At 54.7% G+C, this 13,934-nt stretch carries 15 protein-coding genes; 11 read left to right on the top strand and 4 right to left on the bottom strand.

Translation table 11 applies throughout. The annotated features are described in order from the left end of the window. The 7 genes from pxpB (at position 1) to nei (ending at position 5,564) form a co-directional block, all read left to right on the top strand. Positions 1–657, top strand: a complete 657-nt coding sequence (gene pxpB, locus CKO_RS10410; protein WP_024130533.1) for a 5-oxoprolinase subunit PxpB — start codon at positions 1–3, stop codon at positions 655–657. Next, the gene (pxpC, locus tag CKO_RS10405) at positions 651–1,583 is read left to right on the top strand and encodes a 5-oxoprolinase subunit PxpC (RefSeq protein ID WP_012133297.1); all 933 of its coding nucleotides are present in this window, start codon (positions 651–653) and stop codon (positions 1,581–1,583) included. The genes pxpB and pxpC overlap by 7 nt, the downstream gene beginning before the upstream one ends. Beyond that, positions 1,573–2,307, top strand: a complete 735-nt coding sequence (gene pxpA, locus CKO_RS10400) for a 5-oxoprolinase subunit PxpA (protein ID WP_012133296.1) — start codon at positions 1,573–1,575, stop codon at positions 2,305–2,307. Before pxpC ends, pxpA begins: the two co-directional genes overlap by 11 nt. A 79-nt stretch (positions 2,308–2,386) precedes the next feature. After that, on the top strand, positions 2,387–3,112 hold the full coding sequence (locus CKO_RS10395; protein WP_012133295.1) for a DUF969 domain-containing protein: 726 nt from the start codon (positions 2,387–2,389) through the stop codon (positions 3,110–3,112). Next, positions 3,109–4,104 carry a DUF979 domain-containing protein gene (locus CKO_RS10390; RefSeq protein ID WP_012133294.1) on the top strand — a complete coding sequence of 332 codons (996 nt, stop codon included), beginning with the start codon at positions 3,109–3,111 and terminating at the stop codon, positions 4,102–4,104. Before CKO_RS10395 ends, CKO_RS10390 begins: the two co-directional genes overlap by 4 nt. 9 nt (positions 4,105–4,113) lie before the next feature. Next, entirely contained in the window at positions 4,114–4,758 is a 645-nt protein-coding gene (pcp, locus tag CKO_RS10385; RefSeq protein WP_012133293.1) for a pyroglutamyl-peptidase I, read from the top strand. 14 nt (positions 4,759–4,772) lie between these two features. After that, positions 4,773–5,564: an endonuclease VIII gene (gene nei, locus CKO_RS10380; protein ID WP_012133292.1), complete on the top strand. Its 792-nt coding sequence runs from the start codon at positions 4,773–4,775 to the stop codon at positions 5,562–5,564. A 67-nt stretch (positions 5,565–5,631) separates the two neighbouring features. Here the strand turns inward: nei and CKO_RS10375 are convergent, their stop codons facing one another. Then, positions 5,632–6,480 (bottom strand): AraC family transcriptional regulator, encoded by an 849-nt coding sequence (locus CKO_RS10375; RefSeq protein ID WP_012133291.1) that lies wholly within the window; start codon positions 6,478–6,480, stop codon positions 5,632–5,634. Between the two features lie 193 nt (positions 6,481–6,673). Here CKO_RS10375 and CKO_RS10370 point away from each other — a divergent pair, with 193 nt between their 5' ends. The 4 genes from CKO_RS10370 to CKO_RS10355 all read left to right on the top strand — a co-directional run bounded on the left by CKO_RS10370 (position 6,674) and on the right by CKO_RS10355 (position 11,829). After that, complete coding sequence (locus tag CKO_RS10370; protein WP_024130531.1) at positions 6,674–8,455, top strand: DUF2264 domain-containing protein; 1,782 nt, start codon at positions 6,674–6,676, stop codon at positions 8,453–8,455. A 23-nt stretch (positions 8,456–8,478) separates the two neighbouring features. Beyond that, on the top strand, positions 8,479–9,744 hold the full coding sequence (locus CKO_RS10365; RefSeq protein ID WP_012133289.1) for an oligosaccharide MFS transporter: 1,266 nt from the start codon (positions 8,479–8,481) through the stop codon (positions 9,742–9,744). Positions 9,745–9,765: 21 nt separating this feature from the next. Further along, positions 9,766–10,956 carry a glycoside hydrolase family 88 protein gene (locus CKO_RS10360; RefSeq protein ID WP_012133288.1) on the top strand — a complete coding sequence of 397 codons (1,191 nt, stop codon included), beginning with the start codon at positions 9,766–9,768 and terminating at the stop codon, positions 10,954–10,956. Positions 10,957–11,037: 81 nt separating this feature from the next. Continuing rightward, positions 11,038–11,829 carry an oligogalacturonate-specific porin KdgM family protein gene (locus tag CKO_RS10355; protein WP_012133287.1) on the top strand — a complete coding sequence of 264 codons (792 nt, stop codon included), beginning with the start codon at positions 11,038–11,040 and terminating at the stop codon, positions 11,827–11,829. Between the two features lie 5 nt (positions 11,830–11,834). Here the strand turns inward: CKO_RS10355 and CKO_RS10350 are convergent, their stop codons facing one another. From CKO_RS10350 to CKO_RS10340, 3 genes are all read right to left on the bottom strand, one after another. Continuing rightward, positions 11,835–12,884, bottom strand: a complete 1,050-nt coding sequence (locus CKO_RS10350; RefSeq protein WP_012133286.1) for an AbrB family transcriptional regulator — start codon at positions 12,882–12,884, stop codon at positions 11,835–11,837. 219 nt (positions 12,885–13,103) lie between these two features. Continuing rightward, the gene (locus CKO_RS10345; RefSeq protein WP_024130529.1) at positions 13,104–13,649 is read right to left on the bottom strand and encodes a hypothetical protein; all 546 of its coding nucleotides are present in this window, start codon (positions 13,647–13,649) and stop codon (positions 13,104–13,106) included. Then, the gene (locus CKO_RS10340) at positions 13,636–13,929 is read right to left on the bottom strand and encodes a bacteriocin immunity protein (protein WP_012133284.1); all 294 of its coding nucleotides are present in this window, start codon (positions 13,927–13,929) and stop codon (positions 13,636–13,638) included. Before CKO_RS10340 ends, CKO_RS10345 begins: the two co-directional genes overlap by 14 nt. Positions 13,930–13,934: the final 5 nt, after the last annotated feature.

The raw sequence follows: 13,934 nt of genomic DNA, 5'->3' as shown, positions 1-13,934 counted from the left end.
GTGCAACGAGCGCGTTGTTATCTGTTAGGTGAAACGGCGGTGGTGCTGGAGCTTGAGCCGCCGGTCACGCTGGCATCCCAGAAACGCATCTGGCGACTGGCGCAGCGTCTGGTCGATATGCCGAATGTTGTTGAAGCAATTCCGGGTATGAACAATATCACGGTGATCCTGCGCGAGCCGCAGACGCTGGCGCTGGATGCGATTGAACGTTTGCAGCGCTGGTGGGAAGAGAGCGAGGCGCTGGAGCCTGATTCACGCTTTATCGAAATTCCCGTGACCTACGGCGGCGAGGGCGGCCCGGATCTGGCGGAGGTGGCGCGACACAGCGGATTAAGCGAAAAGCAGGTGGTTGAACTGCACGCTTCAGTGGAGTACGTCGTCTGGTTTTTAGGTTTTCAGCCGGGCTTCCCGTATCTCGGGGGCTTACCGGAACAATTACACACGCCAAGACGGGCAGAACCGCGCCTGATTGTTCCGGCTGGTTCCGTGGGGATTGGCGGCCTGCAAACCGGGATTTACCCTCTGCCGACGCCGGGCGGCTGGCAACTAATCGGCCATACGCCGCTGAAGCTGTTCGACCCACAGCGGGATGAGCCCATCCTGTTACGTCCGGGCGACACCATACGCTTTGTCCCGCAGAAGGAGGGGGTATGCTGAACATTATTCGCGCGGGTATGTACACCTCAGTGCAGGATGGAGGACGACACGGCTATCGTCAGTCCGGTATTAGCCATTGCGGCGCGCTGGACAAACCGGCGCTGCATATCGCGAACCTGCTGGTGGGGAATGACGCCAGTGCTCCGGCGCTGGAGATTACGCTCGGCCAACTGGTGGTGGAATTTGAATCCGACGGCTGGTTTGCATTGACCGGCGCCGGGTGTGAGGCTCGTCTGGACGACCAACCGGTCTGGACCGGCTGGCGGCTGCCGGTGAAAGCGGGGCAGCGTCTGGCGCTGAAGCGCCCGCTCCACGGAATGCGCAGCTATCTGGCCGTGGCGGGCGGCATTGACGTGCCTGAAGTGATGGGGTCGTGCAGCACCGATCTGAAAGTCGGCATTGGCGGGCTGGAAGGGCGCTTATTAAAAGATGGCGATCGGCTGGCGACAGGAAGGTCAGAACGCCAGTTCAGCGGCCCGCAGGGCGTTAAACAGCTGCTGTGGGGGAACCGGATTCGCGCGTTGCCTGGCCCGGAATACCAGGAGTTTGAAGCGGCCTCGCAGGAGGCGTTCTGGCGCTCGCCGTGGCAGCTTAGCCCGCAAAGTAATCGTATGGGCTATCGTTTGCAGGGGCAACCGCTGAAACGGACCACTGAACGTGAGTTACTGTCGCACGGGCTGCTGCCGGGCGTTATTCAGGTGCCGCATAATGGTCAGCCGATCGTGCTGATGAACGATGCCCAGACCACCGGCGGCTACCCGCGTATCGCCTGCATCATTGAGGCGGATATGTATCATCTGGCGCAGATCCCTCTCGGGCAACCGATCCATTTTGTTCAGTGTACGCTGGAGGAGGCGCTTAAGGCGCGTCACGATCAGCAGCGTTATCTGGAACAGTTAACATGGCGACTCAACGATGAACATTGATCTTAACGCAGACTTAGGAGAAGGGTGCGCCAGCGATGCGGCGTTACTGCAACTGGTGTCATCCGCCAACATCGCCTGCGGATTTCACGCGGGCGATGCGCAAACCATGCTGGCGAGCGTGCGCGAAGCGCTGAAAAACGGCGTAGCGATTGGCGCGCATCCCAGTTTCCCTGACCGGGAAAACTTTGGCCGCACCGCCATGACGTTACTGCCGGAAACCGTCTACGCCCAGACGCTGTACCAGATCGGCGCGCTGGCGGCGATAGCCCGCGCGGAAGGCGGCGTTATGCGTCATGTCAAACCGCACGGTATGTTGTACAACCAGGCGGCGAAAGATCCACAGCTGGCGGATGCCATCGCCAGAGCGGTACATGCCTGCGATCCGTCGCTGATTCTGGTCGGGCTGGCGGGTAGCGAACTGATTCGCGCAGGCGAGCATTATGGCCTGACGACGCGTCAGGAAGTTTTTGCCGATCGGGGGTATCAGGCTGACGGCAGCCTGGTGCCGCGAACCCAGCCGGGCGCGCTGGTAGAAGACGAAGAACACGCGTTGGCGCAAACGCTGGGCATGGTGGAATCCGGTAGAGTGAAAAGCATTACCGGTGAATGGGCGAACGTTGTGGCGCAAACGGTATGTATTCACGGCGACGGCGAGCACGCACTCGCTTTTGCCCGTCGTTTGCGCGCGGCGTTTGAAGAACGCAGTATCAGGATTATGGCATAACCAATAACCAGGCTGACACAGTGCCCGAAGAGGCGCTGTGCAAATAAAAACAACGCAACACGACTGACAGGAACGGATCATGGGAGACGCAATTTCTCTCTGGCCACTGATGGGTATCGCCGTCATTGTGGCTGGATTTCTTTTACGCTTTAACCCGGTATTAGTGGTCATTATTGCCGGGATCGTCACGGGACTGGCGGCGCAGATGCCGATCGCCACGATCCTCGAAAAACTGGGTGAAGGGTTCCTCAATACCCGTAACCTGCCCTTTATTCTGCTGATTCCGCTGGCGGTTATCGGTCTGCTGGAACGTCACGGGCTCAAAGAGCGCGCGCAGGCGTGGATCGCGAAAATCCGCAGCGCCACGGCAGGACGTCTGCTGATTGTCTATCTGTTTGTCCGCGAAGCGACGGCAGCGCTGGGGCTGACCAGTCTCGGCGGCCATCCGCAAATGGTGCGTCCGTTGCTGGCGCCGATGGCGGAAGGGGCGGCAGAGAAAATACACGGGGAACTGCCAGGCACGGTTCGCTACCGGCTGCGGGCAATGTCAGCAGCCACCGATAACGTCGGGCTGTTTTTTGGCGAAGACATTTTCGTGGCTTTTGGCGCCATCATCTTTATGCACAACTTCATGCTGGAGTCCGGCGGGATTCAGACCGAGCCGCTGCATATTGCGCTGTGGGGGATTCCGACGGCGATCTGCGCTTTTCTGATTCACGGCGCGCGCCTGTGGCGTCTGGACAATTATCTGCAACGTGAAGTGGCGAAAGTCAGCGCGGCGATGAGCAAAGGAGAGGCGAAATGAATTTTCAACAAAGCTATCTCTATTGGCTGGCCGGTGTGGTGCTGTTGATTGTCGCCGTCATGTCGTGGCAGGACAAAGCCAACCCGCGTCGCCTGACGACGGGGTTATTCTGGGGCGTTTATGGCGTACTGTTCCTGCTCGGCGACTGGACTTATCAGCTGGTGGGCGACAAACGCATGGTTAACATCGCCGTCGGTGGGGCGGTGGTGGTGATGGCGCTGATTGCCGGTTTTGGCGGCGTGAAGCTCGGAAGCTATCACCAGCGAACTCGCGAACAGCGTGAGGAAAGCGCCAGTCGTCTGGGCAACCGCCTGTTTTATCCGGCGCTGGCAATCCCGGTGGTCACGGTGATCGGCGTGCTTATGTTCAACCATGTTCCCGGATTGCAGGAGGCGCTGTTCGGGCCGGGCAATCACGCCACGCTGGTGACGCTGTTTTCCATGACTGCGGGGTCATTGATTGGTCTGGGGATGGCGATAAAGATGACGCATGAGAAGGTGCACCAGCCGATTCAGGAAGCGCGTCGTCTGCTGGATTCCATCGGTTGGGCGTTCATTTTACCGCAGATCCTCGCCACGTTAGGGCTGTTATTTACCGCGGCAGGCGTCGGCAGTGGAATTTCGTATCTCACCCAGGAATATCTTGCCGTCGATAGCCGTTTTATCGCCGTGGCGGTCTACACCATCGGTATGGCGCTACTGACGATGGTGATGGGGAACGCCTTTGCCGCATTCCCGATTGTGACGGCGGGGATTGGGATTCCAATCCTGGTGCTGCAACATGGCGGGAACCCGGCGGTGATGGCGGCAATCGGCATGTTCTCCGGCTACTGCGGAACGCTGATGACGCCGATGGCGGCAAACTTTAATATCGTGCCTGCGGCGCTGCTGGAACTGCCGGATAAAAATGCGGTGATCAAAGCGCAGGTGCCGACCGGTATTGTGCTGCTGTTGGTTAACGTGTTTCTGATGTATTTCCTGATGTTTCTGTAAGGAGGAAGGATGAAGACGGTATTAATCACCGGGTTTGAACCCTTCGGCGGCGAGCAGGTTAACCCTTCCTGGGAAGTGGTCTCGCGTCTCGACAATGCTATTATCGCAGGGTGTCGCGTGGTGGCCCGCCAGCTCCCTTGCGTCTTTGGCGACTCTCTCACCGTGCTGAATGCGGCGATTGACGCGTTATCCCCGGTGCTGGTGCTGGCGATAGGGCAGGCCGGAGGGCGCACGGATATTACCGTGGAGCGCGTGGCGATTAATATTGACGATGCGCGTATCCCCGATAATCGCGGCAGGCAGCCAGTTGATGAGCCCATCGTGGCGGAAGGCCCGGCAGCCTGGTTTAGCACGCTGCCGATCAAAGCGATGGTCTCGGCGATGCGCGAAGCGGGGATTCCGGCATCGGTCTCTCAGACCGCAGGCACTTTTGTCTGCAACCACGTAATGTATGGACTGTTGCATAAATTGCGCGATATTCAGGACGTGAAGGGTGGATTTATCCATATTCCTTATCTGCCGGAACAGGCGGCGGCACATCCTGGTGCGCCCAGCATGGCGGCGGAAACGGTGCGTCAGGCGTTGGAAATCGCCATTGTCACAGCGCTTCATGTGGAAACTGACATTGCAGTAACAGGCGGAGCAACTCACTAACAAAGGACAGAACTATGCCTGAAGGCCCGGAGATCCGTCGTGCGGCGGATAACCTGGAGGCGGCGATAAAAGGCAAACCGTTGACGGACGTCTGGTTTGCCTTTTCGCAGTTAAAACCGTATGAATCGCCGCTGATTGGGCAGACGGTCACCCATATCGAAACGCGGGGGAAAGCGTTGCTGACCCACTTTTCGCAGGGGCTGACGCTCTACAGCCATAACCAGTTGTATGGCGTATGGCGAGTAGTGGAGACGGGGAACATCCCGGCAACCACCCGGGTATTACGCGTTAACCTGCAAACGGCGGATAAAACCATTCTGCTTTACAGCGCGTCCGACATTGAAATGTTGACGCCGGAACAGCTCGCCACCCACCCGTTTCTGCAACGCGTCGGGCCGGACGTGCTGGACCCGCGGCTGACGCCCAGTGATGTAAAAGCGCGTCTGCTCTCTGCGCGTTTTCGTAATCGTCAGTTTTCCGGGCTGTTGCTGGATCAGGCGTTTCTCGCCGGGCTGGGCAACTATCTGCGTGTGGAAATTCTCTGGCAGGTAGGGCTGACGGGGCAGCATAAGGCGAAAGATCTCAGTGACCAACAGCTGGAGGCGTTATCTCATGCGCTGCTCGATATCCCGCGCCTTTCTTATACCACGCGCGGTCAGGCGGATGAGAACACGCATCACGGCGCGCTGTTTCGCTTTAAGGTGTTCCACCGGGACGGCGAAGCCTGCGAGCGCTGCGGCGGCATTATTGAGAAAACGACGCTCTCCTCGCGCCCGTTCTACTGGTGTCCACACTGCCAGACGTAATTCGTCAACGCGCCGGATGGCGGCTTCGCCTTATCCGGCCTACAGGCCAGGCCATCCAGCGTGGGAACTAGGCGGGGGAATACGTTTTGCGATATTGCAACGGCGTTTTACCCATATTCTTGCGAAAACAGGTAATAAACCAGGCGTACTCGGAGAAACCGACCTGTTCGGCAATCTCACGCACTGAGCTGTTGGTGTGCAACAGCAATTCACATGCCTGACGGATACGGCGCATCATCAGATACTCCTGAATGGTGCCGCCCGTTTCCTCGTGAAAGCGGCGTGAGGCATGTCCGCGTGAGCAGCCCATCTCGTGGGCGATATCGTCCAGCGAGCAGCGCTGGTGAAAATGGGTTTCTATCCAACGGATAATACTGACCGAAAAGGTATTGTATCCCGTCGCCTGCTCCTGATGCGGCAGCAGGCTGATAATCTGCATCACCAGAAATGCGCTGTCGCTGACGCTGAACGTTTTGCTTTTTACCAGCGTTTCAAAACGGCTCAGCAGCGTTTCAATCACCGGCTGTACGTCGCCGACATCAAATACCCGCGCCTTTTCTCCCCGACCGCAGAGCTGACGCAGCAACATTTGCTGACGCGGAAAATCCCGCAGGTACTGTTCAATAATTGAGCCATTAAAATGCAGCGTTGTACGGTGATAAACATTACGATCGTCCTGCTCGACAAACACCTTATGCAGCTTTCCCGGCGGAAAAATAAAAATACGCCCCGGCTTAACGGTGTACTGCTGGTGCTCCATTAGCGCGATGCCAACTCCCTGAGAAACTGACAGGATCTCCACACACTGATGCCAGTGGTAGTAGTTGGCAGGCATATTCTTCATGCGGTTAAAGTAAATCGACTTATCGTTGAGGTTGATATTCTCAAGATAACTGCTGTCTTCCATTCGCTGCATTTCTGCCCGCCCCTCCCGCAATGTGAATAAACTTAAATTTTTATCACTCTAATCGAATTTTTGTCACTAAAAGAGGATGAATGTTGTTATTCATCACCGACGTTGTCCGAAAATACGACAATTATCACATTTGTCTGTCCGTCTGAATCCTTATTATGCGTCCAACATTTATCAAATGAAACGAGGTTTCATTATGCGAATAAGGCAAGAATACGTCGGACTGGCGCAACAATGGCTGGCGTCAGCCGTCCCCCATTTGAGGCGAGGAAACACGCGTCTGGACGCCGGAGAAACGTCTGCACACTATCCGGCGGATGTCGCCGGAATGGAGGGTTTCTCTCGTCTGTTGTGGCTGCTGGCGCCGTTACTGAGCGGTGGCGAAGCCGATGATTTTCGCGAGACGTTTATCGACGGTATTCGTCACGGCTGCGATCCCGAACATCCTGACTACTGGGGCTCCCTGGCGGATAACGATCAGCGATGCGTCGAAATGGCGGCGTTTGGCCTGGCGCTGGCGTTACCGGGAACGGGGCTTTGGTCAGCGCTCTCCATCGACGAGCAAAACAATCTGGAGCGCTGGTTACGCCAGAGCGCCGACATTCAGATCCCCGATAACAACTGGCATTTCTTCCCGGTGCTGGTGCAGGTGGGGCTTAAGTGCGTCGGGCGGCATTACGACATGATGGTGATTGATAAGCATCTGAATGCCATTGAACCGTTCTGGCTTGGCAACGGCTGGTACGCCGATGGCGCCGGTAAGCCGCGCGACTACTACATCTCCAGCGGGTTTCACTTTTACAGCCTGCTGTACAGCCACTTTATGCAGGATGCTGATCCCGAACGTTGCCTGCGCTATCGTCAGCGCGCGCGTCAGTTCGCGAAAGATTATATCCATTACTTTACCGGTGACGGCAATGCGATCCCCTTTGGCCGTAGCCTGACTTATCGCTTCGTACAGGTCGCATTCTGGAGCGCGGTGGCATATACCGGGCTGGATGTGTTTAGCGTACCGGTTATCAAAGGGCTGATCCTGCGGCATATCGACTGGTGGATGAGCCAACCGTTTATCGGCCCGGATGGTTTGTTCACGCTGGGGTACACATACCCGAATCTGGTGATGACCGAAGATTACAACAGCCCCGGTTCGCCGTACTGGGCATGTAAGGCATTGCTGATTCTGGCGCTGCCGCAAGAGAGTGCGTTCTGGCAGGCGGAACCCGCGCCATTGCCCGCGCTGGAGACGGTTCACCCGATAGCGGAAGCCGGGCAGTTTATTGTTCATGCGGAGGATAACCATCACGTCTGGATGCTGATGTCCGGGCAGTACGATCGCAATAACTTCGTCAATTTCGACGCCAAATACTGCAAGTTCGCCTATTCCAGCCACTTTGGTTTCACCCTTGAACGCGGCGTGTATGGTCTGAACCATGCTGCCTGTGACTCGATGCTGATGTTCAGCGAGCAGGACGGCTACTGGCGCGGGCGTCGCGAGTGTGATGCGGTGGAGATGACGCCAGCGTGGCTTCGAAGCGTCTGGCGCCCCTGGCCGGATGTCAGCGTCACCACCTGGCTTATTCCGCATGAGCAGGGGCATCTCCGGCTACATCGCGTTGTAACCCCACGCACGCTCGACTGCGTGGAAGGCGGATTCGCACTGAATCGCCATCATCTGACGACGACCCGAATGGCAAAAAACGGGCTGACTCTCAGTACCACTTCCGGCGTGTGTCAGATCGAGGATTTGCTGGCTGAACGCCAGCCGCTGGTCGTCACCACCCCGCCGAACAGCAACATTCTGTATGCCTCTCCTGGAGAGATCCCCTGTCTCGGCACGACGCTCACGCCGGGCACTCACTGGCTGGCCTGTAGCGTTAACGCCACGATGTCTCCGACGCTGCCGCCGCCGGTAATCATGGCATTCGATCGTGTCAATCAGGTGCTGACGCTGAACTCGAAAACGCTGGAAATAAAATAATTGACGCTGATGCGGAGAAAATAATGATGAACCCTGTTCAGTCGACACGTTCGGCTTACATCAAGCTGAGTCTGTTTGTATTTCTGTTTACCTTTACCTGGGCGGCCAGTTTTGGCCTGTATGCTATCTGGCTGGGGGATAAAGCCGGGCTGGATGGCGTGGAAATCGGCACGGTGTTTGCCGTTAACGGCGTTTTTGCGGTGATTATCAAACCCGTTTACGGCTACATCATGGACAAAATGGGCATGAAAAAACACCTGCTCTATTTTGTCTGTATTGTTTCGGCACTGATGGCGCCGTTTTACATCTGGTGCTATCTGCCGCTGCTGCAAACCCATTTTGTCAGCGGAATGATTGTCGGCGCGCTGTTTTTCAGCCTCGGCTGGTATGCGGGCGTGGCGGCAGAAGAGTCGTATGTTGACCGTTTCAGCCGTCTGTATGACATGGAGTTTGGCCGCATCCGCATGTGGGCGGCGCTGGGCTGGGCGACGGCGTCGTCGTTTTCCGGCTATCTCTACAATATCTCCCCCAAAATCAACTTTGTTATCAGCACCGTTTCCGCGCTGTGCATGTTTGCGGTGCTGCTGACGCTGAAGGTCGATCACTTTGGTCAGGAAGAAAACAACGTTCTGTCGAAAGAGAAGATTGTCATTGGCGATGTGTTCCAACTGCTGCGTAATAAAAAGTTCTGGACCTTCTCCCTGTATATCGCGGGTGTGGCATGGATGATGTTTATTGCCGAGCAGCAATTCTCTCGCTATTTCGTCACCTTCTTCAGTACCAAAGAGGAAGGAAACGCCATGTTTGGCTATATGAGCACCGCGCAGTCCGCCGCCGAGTTCTTCGGCATGATGCTGGTGCCCGCCATCATTAACCGCATCGGCGCCAAGCAGGGGATGCTCCTGACAGGGCTGGTGATCAGCCTGCGTTTGATTATCTCCGGGTTAACTAACGATCCGCTGATTATCTGCCTGGTGAAACCGCTGTATGGAATTGAAATTGCGCTGATTCTGGTCTCGGTTTTCAAATATATCGCCGAACACTTCGACAAGCGCGTCAACGCCACGATGTATCTGCTGGGTTATCAGGCCATGATTTACGTCGGCTCTATCGTGGTGGCGCCGCCTGCAGGGTATGCCTACCAGAAGATCGGTTTTGAACACACCTATCTGATTATGGGCATCATCGCGCTGATATTTACCGGGATCTCCGCCATCACGCTATCTCCCTGCTATCAGCATAAAAAAAACACCGCCATCCCTGCCCACGGGCAAGAAGCCATTCATTAAAGTAAAGAAAACGAGAGAATTATGTCTGCAACTATCCGTAAAGAAACGATTGTCCCTGTTGCGCTACAGCGCGGCGAGCGCGCTGCTATCGCGCAGAAAATTCGTCATGCGTTGCCGGTGATTTTGAAGGCTGTTGATCGTAACAGCGCTTATTTCGGCCAGCGTTTTCCCGACGCGGCATGTAAAAACGGTATCTATCCGATTATCGATAATCAGGAGTGGACGACCAGTTTCTGGACCGGGCAACTGTGGCTGGCATGGGAGTGGACAGGGAATGCCGCATATCGCGCGTTAGCCGGGCAGCATGTCCGCTCCTTTGGCGAACGTATCGCAAAGCGCGACCACACTAACCACCATGACCTCGGGTTTCTGTACAGCCTTTCCTGCGTGGCTGCCAGCAAATTGACCGATAACCGGGAGGCAATATATATCGCCCAGCAGGCGGCAGAAGTGTTGATGGAGCGCTATCACGACAAGTGCGGCATTATTCAGGCGTGGGGCGAGCTGGATAACCCGGAGCAGCAGGGGAGGATGATCATTGACTGCAATATGAATCTGCCGTTGTTGTATCAGGCCAGCGCGACAACGGGCGACCCGCACTATGCACAGGCGGCGAAAAGCCATATTGAGCAGGCGCGACGCTATATTGTGCGCGAGGACGGCTCGACGTTTCACACGTACTATATGGATGTTCACACCGGTGAGCCACGCTTTGGCAATACCCATCAGGGGTTCTCCGACGATTCCTGCTGGTCGCGTGGGCAGGCATGGGGCGTGTATGGCTTTCTGCTGAACTACCTCTATACCGGGGATGAGAAACTGCTGGAATTGAGCCAGACGCTGGCAAACTATTTTATTAACCGTTTGCCGGAAGACCTGGTCTGTTACTGGGATCTGGCGCTGACCGATCCCAACAGCGAAAGAGACAGTTCTGCCAGCGCGATTCTCGCCTGCGCCTTGCTGGAGCTGGTAAAACAGCTTCCGGCGACTCATCCCGATCGTGAAAGTTATGAGGCGCTGGCATTGCGAATGATTGAGCGGATGCTCGACGGCTATCTCAATCTGGAGCACAAAGAAGGCGAAGGATTATTAAAACATTCTGTTTATTATTTTAAAGGTAACGTCGGCGTGAATGAATGCTGTGCCTGGGGTGATTATTTCCTGATGGAGGCCATTACCCGCGCAACGTCATGCTGGAATAGTTACTGGTAATATCCCACTCCTCCTGTTAAATAATAATGCTATTCAGTTAGCAGGGGGAGATTTTATCTCTGTTTCTGCAAGGAAAATATAATGCAAAGTAAGAATATGAATACAGCCCTATTAGCGGCTGCACTGGTCATGCCTTCCGCCAGCGTTTTTGCGGACAATAACAGTCATTCAACGACGGCGCCACAGGCAAAAGAAAAACCGTTTACGACGGTTTATTTTGCGCCACGCACACAGTATCGCACGGCCAGCGAGCGTTTTTTACAACGACTGATGCTGACAGGCGTGGTGCAGGACCCGAACAGTATTTTCGCCCGAATGTACTGGAGTTTTGAGACGGACTCCGATCTCGGTAAAAATATGGAACAGTGGAAAAGCAGCTACGAAGAAGCGGAGTTTAACAAGCCGTTCCCGCTGGGCGAGAGCGACTTCTGGCTTGAACCTGGGGTTGTCTTTCATTGGGAGTCCGCCGGTTCGCGTATCGATCCTTACCTCGGCATTGGTTATCACTTTGACCCAACGCTGGGTGCCGTTTTACGCTATCGCTATAATCATCAAAATCACGACAGCCAGACGCTACAGGGCGACTGGGATGACTCTTCGGAACATCGCGTTGATATTTATCTGACCAAATATTTTACGCCAGATTTTTGGGTGCAATATAATCCGACATATTACAGTAAAACGCATGGCGATAAATTTGAATATGCGAATGGTAAAAACCATACGCTGCAACATAATTTTGTTTTTAACTTCCATGCAACGCCACGTTTTTATCCCTTCTTTGAATTAGGTTATCTGGATGAATATAAAGATGGCGATGACACCAAAAACGAATACCAGATCAGGGTTGGGTTTAAATATAATTTAAATTAAACATTTTATGCCTGCGGCTGTTTCGGCGCATAGGTTGAAATAAAACGGGCAACCGCAGGCCCGGTCAACAAAATGCTGAACAGCCGCAGGGTTTGCATCGCCATAATCAGCGCCATGTCGGCGTTGCTACCGGCGGCGATCACCGCCACGGTATCCAGCCCGCCGGGGCTGGTGGCAAGCCAGGCGGTGATAAAATCAATCTGCATGTAGTGGGCGAGTCCCCAGGCCATCGCCGCGCAAATCGCCATCAGGGCAAAGATGGAGGCCAGAATCTGCGGCAGCGGACGCAGCGCCATAAAAAAGACCTGCCTGTCGAACCCTAATCCGATGCGCCAGCCAATGGCCATATACGCAATCGCCAGCAGCCATTCCGGCAGTTCAATCACGATCATGCCGCCTGCATGAAGCCATGCGCCGACGATCATCGGCGCCAGCATAGTACCGGAAGGAATGCGCAATATGCGCCCGGCGAAGCCTGCAACCGCAGCCAGCAGCAGCGTGCTCCACAGATTGCCGCTCAGCGGCGGGAACCACTCAATCTGCTGGCTGACCGCTTCTGCGCTGTCGCCGAGGATCAGCCGCGTGACCAGCACGGCGGCGCCTGCGACAAACAGTACCCGCAGGTACTGCATAAACGCCACCAGGCGGATATCCGCGCCGTAGTCCTGCGCCATCGCCACCATTGCCGCCGCGCCGCCGGGGGAGGAACCCCATGCGCCGGTATTGCCCGGCAGTGAGCTGTAGCGCACCAGCAGCCAGCCGACCACCGCGCTGGAGAGCAGCGTCACCAGCAGAATGGCTAACACCACCGGCCAGTTCACCGCCAGCGTGGTGAGAATCGAACCAGTAAGGTTTTGCGCAATCATGCAGCCGAGAATGGCCTGCGCTGCGAGAAAAGTGGAGCGGGGGAGTTGCAGCGTAATGCCTTTCAGACTGAATGCGATACCGGCAATCATCGGGCCGAGCAGCAGCGCCGCCGGAAGGTGGATGCAGAGAAAAGCCAGCGAAAGAAGGAGTGATAGCAGGAACAACAAACCCCACTGCAAAACCGGCATCCTGTGCTCCCTGGCGATATCCAATCAAGTGTATCGATACAGCATAGAGAAAAAGTACGCTGAAAAAAATATCAGGCGTCAATAAAAGCGGGCTAAACCTATATCCGGGACAGGAGCCGTCAGGTGTACTGACGGTCTGCCACGAGCGAAGAACGGACTTTAAAGATGCCCACAGTTTAAACGTAACGTGTTAAGATCGTAAAGAAGATGGTTTCACTCTTATTGAGAGTCGGCTAATGGAATCGGATACTTTAGCTCTATTGTTGGTGCATCGGCTAAATGCCTACCGGATCGGGCCATTAAATATCCCGCGATCTCTTCAGTAGTCAACTCAACATGCAACATATCTGGATTCTGGAACCATTCATTCGGCCAAAAAATAAGATCGGATGGATGACCGTCAAAATTTTTTTCGAGCAACGAAAGAGCAAAATCTTGTTCGGACTCCTTATCTTTGGCATGACACACAGTGTCAATTGTTTGAATCAATTCATCCCATGTAAAATCTGCGTACTGTTGCACCTGGTTAAAAGCGATACGGGTAAATTCTATAGCGCTAGTCCAGGAGGAAAAGTCTCTGAAATCTGAAAATGTACAGGGACATACTACCTGACTATTCCATTCATCAATCATTACCTTTAACGCAGAGTCTTCTTCATTTACACCTTCATCGATTTTTGCAAGTATCTGCCAGGCTTTATTTGACAGTTCTTTGATCTTGTTGCTACTGACTTTAGCTGGTCTCATTCGTTCAGGTAGAGGCATTGTTAGAATCCTTAAATAGTGGAAGCCCCTGGGATTTACGCCATCTTTTAATTTCTTCAATGATGCCTTGTGGGCTGTCCTCCCTGTCATCCGGGGGATAAAAAATCAAACCATTCCCTTCAGGATGATCCACGATTTTATCGAAGTGTTTGACTAGCCTATTAGAGTGAGATTCAAATTCTCTTCCTTTCAGATTGCCAGGGTTTTCAAAAAATTCATTCAGGAATTTTATGAATTCGGATTCAGTGTAGTCTTCGAGTTTTTGTTTAAAATGAATCATATGTT

This window comes from Citrobacter koseri ATCC BAA-895 (genome assembly GCF_000018045.1).
GTDB classification, from domain to species: Bacteria; Pseudomonadota; Gammaproteobacteria; order Enterobacterales; family Enterobacteriaceae; genus Citrobacter_B; species Citrobacter_B koseri.
The sequence above is the reverse complement of the archived record's forward strand: the minus strand, read 5'-3'. Positions and strand labels throughout refer to the sequence as shown.

Excerpts from the sequence above, each read along its gene's own strand:
- pxpC (WP_012133297.1), top strand. The coding sequence starts at position 651 with ATGCTGAACATTATTCGCGCGGGTATGTACACCTCAGTGCAGGATGGA.
- pxpA (WP_012133296.1), top strand. The coding sequence starts at position 1,573 with ATGAACATTGATCTTAACGCAGACTTAGGAGAAGGGTGCGCCAGCGAT.
- CKO_RS10395 (WP_012133295.1), top strand. The coding sequence starts at position 2,387 with ATGGGAGACGCAATTTCTCTCTGGCCACTGATGGGTATCGCCGTCATT.
- CKO_RS10390 (WP_012133294.1), top strand. The coding sequence starts at position 3,109 with ATGAATTTTCAACAAAGCTATCTCTATTGGCTGGCCGGTGTGGTGCTG.
- pcp (WP_012133293.1), top strand. The coding sequence starts at position 4,114 with ATGAAGACGGTATTAATCACCGGGTTTGAACCCTTCGGCGGCGAGCAG.
- nei (WP_012133292.1), top strand. The coding sequence starts at position 4,773 with ATGCCTGAAGGCCCGGAGATCCGTCGTGCGGCGGATAACCTGGAGGCG.
- CKO_RS10375 (WP_012133291.1), bottom strand. The coding sequence starts at position 6,480 with ATGCAGCGAATGGAAGACAGCAGTTATCTTGAGAATATCAACCTCAAC.
- CKO_RS10370 (WP_024130531.1), top strand. The coding sequence starts at position 6,674 with ATGCGAATAAGGCAAGAATACGTCGGACTGGCGCAACAATGGCTGGCG.
- CKO_RS10365 (WP_012133289.1), top strand. The coding sequence starts at position 8,479 with ATGATGAACCCTGTTCAGTCGACACGTTCGGCTTACATCAAGCTGAGT.
- CKO_RS10360 (WP_012133288.1), top strand. The coding sequence starts at position 9,766 with ATGTCTGCAACTATCCGTAAAGAAACGATTGTCCCTGTTGCGCTACAG.
- CKO_RS10355 (WP_012133287.1), top strand. The coding sequence starts at position 11,038 with ATGCAAAGTAAGAATATGAATACAGCCCTATTAGCGGCTGCACTGGTC.
- CKO_RS10350 (WP_012133286.1), bottom strand. The coding sequence starts at position 12,884 with ATGCCGGTTTTGCAGTGGGGTTTGTTGTTCCTGCTATCACTCCTTCTT.
- CKO_RS10345 (WP_024130529.1), bottom strand. The coding sequence starts at position 13,649 with ATGCCTCTACCTGAACGAATGAGACCAGCTAAAGTCAGTAGCAACAAG.
- CKO_RS10340 (WP_012133284.1), bottom strand. The coding sequence starts at position 13,929 with ATGATTCATTTTAAACAAAAACTCGAAGACTACACTGAATCCGAATTC.